This window comes from Lactobacillus equicursoris DSM 19284 = JCM 14600 = CIP 110162 (genome assembly GCF_001434815.1).
GTDB classification, from domain to species: domain Bacteria; phylum Bacillota; class Bacilli; order Lactobacillales; family Lactobacillaceae; genus Lactobacillus; species Lactobacillus equicursoris.
In genome coordinates this window covers 1-318 of the sequence record NZ_AZDU01000149.1, presented here as the reverse complement: position 1 = coordinate 318, position 318 = coordinate 1, and the positions used below count along the sequence as shown (strand labels likewise).

1 protein-coding gene is annotated in these 318 nt (G+C 43.4%); it reads right to left on the bottom strand.

Annotated features, from left to right (window positions below):
- Positions 1-40 precede the first annotated feature (40 nt).
- Positions 41-202, bottom strand: coding sequence for a hypothetical protein (locus tag FC20_RS10700; protein ID WP_009558026.1), 162 nt, complete (start codon positions 200-202; stop codon positions 41-43).
- Positions 203-318 lie beyond the last annotated feature (116 nt).

The window sequence follows — 318 nt, the reverse complement described above, 5'->3', positions numbered from 1 at the left end:
TTTTCGGGACATTATCCCAAGTTATTGACACACCTTTTCATTAATTTTCTTCCCAATTATCTGGATTGTCCAGTAAATCGTTCAGTGCCTGAACCAGGTCCCGCCCTACGGTGATGGTGCCTGGGGTTAGGTAATAGCTGAGGGAAATTTCTTCCTCAAGTTTTTCTAATAATTGCTTTAATTCTGCTTGTTCGTTTTCCATACCGGCTGCTGCTCCCTTCTGGTATTCTGCTTTTTATTGTAGCAAGAAAAAACAAAAAGACCAGGCTTGCGCCTGGTCTGACTGTATTGCGTTAGCTGGATTCGAACCAGCGCATG